The organism is Streptomyces sp. NPDC059456, from assembly GCF_042750055.1.
Classification (GTDB): domain Bacteria; phylum Actinomycetota; class Actinomycetes; order Streptomycetales; family Streptomycetaceae; genus Streptomyces.
Genome location: NZ_JBHYVA010000851.1, coordinates 1 through 3,154, shown reverse-complemented (window position 1 = coordinate 3,154; position 3,154 = coordinate 1). Strand labels below are relative to the sequence as shown.

3 protein-coding genes are annotated in these 3,154 nt (G+C 70.2%); all 3 read right to left on the bottom strand.

The window, feature by feature from the left end:
- Positions 1 to 103 precede the first annotated feature (103 nt).
- Positions 104 to 1,498, bottom strand: a complete 1,395-nt coding sequence (locus ACFXA3_RS39540; protein WP_385195770.1) for a DUF1996 domain-containing protein — start codon at positions 1,496 to 1,498, stop codon at positions 104 to 106.
- Between the two features lie 9 nt (positions 1,499 to 1,507).
- Positions 1,508 to 2,236: a DUF4142 domain-containing protein gene (locus ACFXA3_RS39535; protein WP_385195768.1), complete on the bottom strand. Its 729-nt coding sequence runs from the start codon at positions 2,234 to 2,236 to the stop codon at positions 1,508 to 1,510.
- A gap of 204 nt (positions 2,237 to 2,440) precedes the next feature.
- Positions 2,441 to 3,154 (bottom strand): PP2C family protein-serine/threonine phosphatase (locus tag ACFXA3_RS39530; protein ID WP_385195765.1); only part of this gene is annotated, 714 nt, incomplete at its 5' end.

Below are 3,154 nucleotides of genomic sequence, written 5' to 3'. Positions count from 1 at the left end.
TCCTGGATCCTGGTCCCGCTGGCCCAGGCGCTGGTGGGCGTCCCCTTCGTCGTACGGACCATGCTCCCCGTGCTCCGCGCGGGGGAGCGTCGGCCCGAGGGTCTCAGCGGCAGGCGCGCCCGTCGTTGATGCAGCGCACCGCACCGGCCATCAGGCCGTTCGACATGACGTTGATGAAGTCTCCGTGGTCGGTCACCGGCTTGTGCAGCTGTTCGGGGAAGCTGTCGACGGCGAACTGGGAGCCGGCCGGAACGCTGTAGACGATCCGCTGCACCAGCTGCGGGATGGCCTTGAAGCCCTTCTTGCAGTTGCCGTTGGCGTCGGCGAAGGCCACGTGGGTGCGGTGGTTGGCGCTGTCGATGTTCTTCCCGTCCCAGCAGCTCTGGAAGTTGAACGTCCGTACGACGTCACTGCCCTTGGGGCACACCGGGTACTTGTCCTTGAGCTGCCGGTTCTCGAAACCGGTGCAGCTCCAGGACGCGTTGGCGTTCGCGTTGCCGTTGGTCAGGGCCTTGGCGTCACCGGTGATGATCCGCATGAAGCGGGGCATCGCGGTGACCTTGCTGACGGGGCTGCCCTTGAAGTCGATGGTCACCTGCTTCGGCTTCAGGATCGTGCCGATGTTGGCGTCCTGGCCGCCGCCGGGGGCCTGGGCGTCCTTCTCCACCTTGCCGTCGCGCAGTCGCAGCACCGGCCAGTAGTACGCCGACTGGTCGCCGTTGGTGCAGGTCGTCCCGGACTGGGCGAGGCTGTTGTTGGTGGAGAACGCGTCGGTGGTCTTGTTGCCGACGTAGTCGTGCATGTGGTGGGCGCCGTTGCTCACACCGGGCGCGACGATGACGTTGTCCGGGTTGAAGTGGCTGTTCTCGTTGCGCCCGCACTGCACGGCGAACGATCCGGTGGAGGCACCGGCGCCGGCCGCGGGCTTGCGCACGTTGGGCTTCACGGTGCCGATGGCGACGAAGTCGCTGCGCGCCGGGCCGCCCTTGGCCGCCTGCTTCTGGTTCTGTGCGGCGGCGCCCTGGGCGCCCTGGGCCGCGTTCGCGACGGCCGCCACGTCCGCCGGGTCGGCGGCGGCCGCCTCCTTCATCACGCACGTGCTGAGCTTGTCGAGCCCGGCGGGCTTCTGGCCCGCCTTGCCGAGGGTGTCGGTGATGGTGGTGATGGTCTGGTCGCGCTGCTGCTTCAGTCCGCCGAGCAGGGCCTTGTCCTTGGCCTTGCCGGAGGAGAGCTTCTGGTAGGCGTCGGCGACCTGGGTGTCCAGCTGGGCGAGCTTCGCGTCCACCTGGACGCGGGCCTGGTCGGGGACGTTGCTGAGCTTGTCGCCCACGTCCGGACAGTCGATGGTGGCGGTGACGGGCGCGGCCTTTCCGTCCTGCCCGGCGAACGCGCCCTGTTCGACGATCACGACGCCACCGCCGCCCAGAGCCAGTACGGACATCAGGGCGAGGACCTTGTGCTTCGGGCGCAGTCGGCGTTTGTGGCCCTTTTGGCTCATACGATCACTTCACTTCGTCGGTCGGGAAACGGGGGAAGAGGCGGCCGGGGCAGGCGCGGAGGGGGAACCCGACGGGGTGTCCGCGAGGCCGTCGAAGTCGACGAGCCCGCTGGCCTCGAGGACCGTGATGTGGTCCAGGACGGTGGTGTTGGCGTCCGTGGCGAGCTGGCGGACCATGGAGTTGCGCGTCTGGGCGCGGATCTGGGCCACCAGCGCGAACACCTTGCCGTGCGCCCTGCGCAGCAGTTGTACGAACAGCCTTTCGTACTGGGGGCCTTGGGCCCGGTCCATCTGGTTGAGCCAGTCCTGCTGCTGTGCGCTGGGCTGGCTCGGGATCTCCATGCCGAGGGCCTGGGCCACCTCCGTGACCCTGCGGTCCAGTTCGGTGTGGCCTTCGACGAGGTGCTCCCCGGCCGTGCGGATCGCGGGCCGGGTGCTGCGCTGCTGGGCCTGCCGTCCTGCGGGCAGCTCCCACAGGCCGGCCAGGCGCACCTTGCGGACGAAGTCCCGGTCCTGGGGGGTGAGCGGCCCGAAGGCCGTGCTCTGGATTCCGGCGCCGTCGTCCTCTGGCGCTGCCGGAGCGGTGGCGGCCGCGGCGCTCCTCCCGCCGAACTTCTGCACGGGAATGAGCAACGCGATCAGGGTGAAGGCGAGCGCGCCGATGACGACGCCCGTCGCCATCACGTGTCGCGATGCCACCGACATGCTGCCGACGGCCGACCGACGGAATCCCAGCACTGTTCCTCCTTGCTGCGTGGACCGGGAGGGGCTGCGTCGGCACGGGCGCCGGTCGTTGCTCCGGCAGTTGCCCGTGTCCTGTCCACCCGCGCTCCCCGGGTGCCACGGGACGCTAGTGCCAGTTGTGGTGCCCGTTTGGAAGGACCATCACGAATGGACAAACATCCGGGCAACGCCTCGAAAGGCTGGTACCGTGCGCGGGCGCTACTGGCGCGGTGTCTCGGACACGGGCCGGGTCCTGGCTATGAGCAGGGCCACGTCGTCACGCTCGTCCGGCTGGCGCAATTCGCCCAGCAGCAGGTCGCAGGTCTCTTCGAGCGGCCGCTCCGGGTCGCCCAGCAGCGCGGTGAGCACCTGCAGGCGGACGTCGATGTCCTCGTCGCGGGTTTCGACCAGCCCGTCGGTGTACAGGACGAGCTGGTCGCCGACGTCCAGGTCCAGGGCGGTCGCCTCGAAGGGTACGCCGCCGACCCCCAGCGGCGCGCCGGTCGGCAGGTCGAGGAGCTCGGGCGGCCGGCCCGGGCGCGTCCGTACGGGCGGCAGGTGGCCGGCGGTCGCGATGCGGCACTGGTTGCGGTGCGGGTCGTAGACGGCGATCACGCAGGTGGCCATGGTGTGCCCGAGCCCGGTGGTGGTGTGGTCGAGCCGGGTCAGGACGGCCGCCGGGTCGAGGTCGAGTTCCGCCAGGGTCCGGGCGGCGGTGCGCAGTTGGCCCATGGTGGCGGCGGCGTTGATGCCGCTGCCCATCACGTCCCCGACCACGAGGGCGGTCTTGTCGTTCGGCAGCGGGATGACGTCGAACCAGTCGCCGCCGACCTCGCCGGCCGCCGCGGCGGGCGGGTACCGGTAGGCGATCTCCAGGCCCGGGGTGGGGGTGGGGTGGTGGGGGATCAGGTGTCGCGGGGTGGTGAGCTGTAT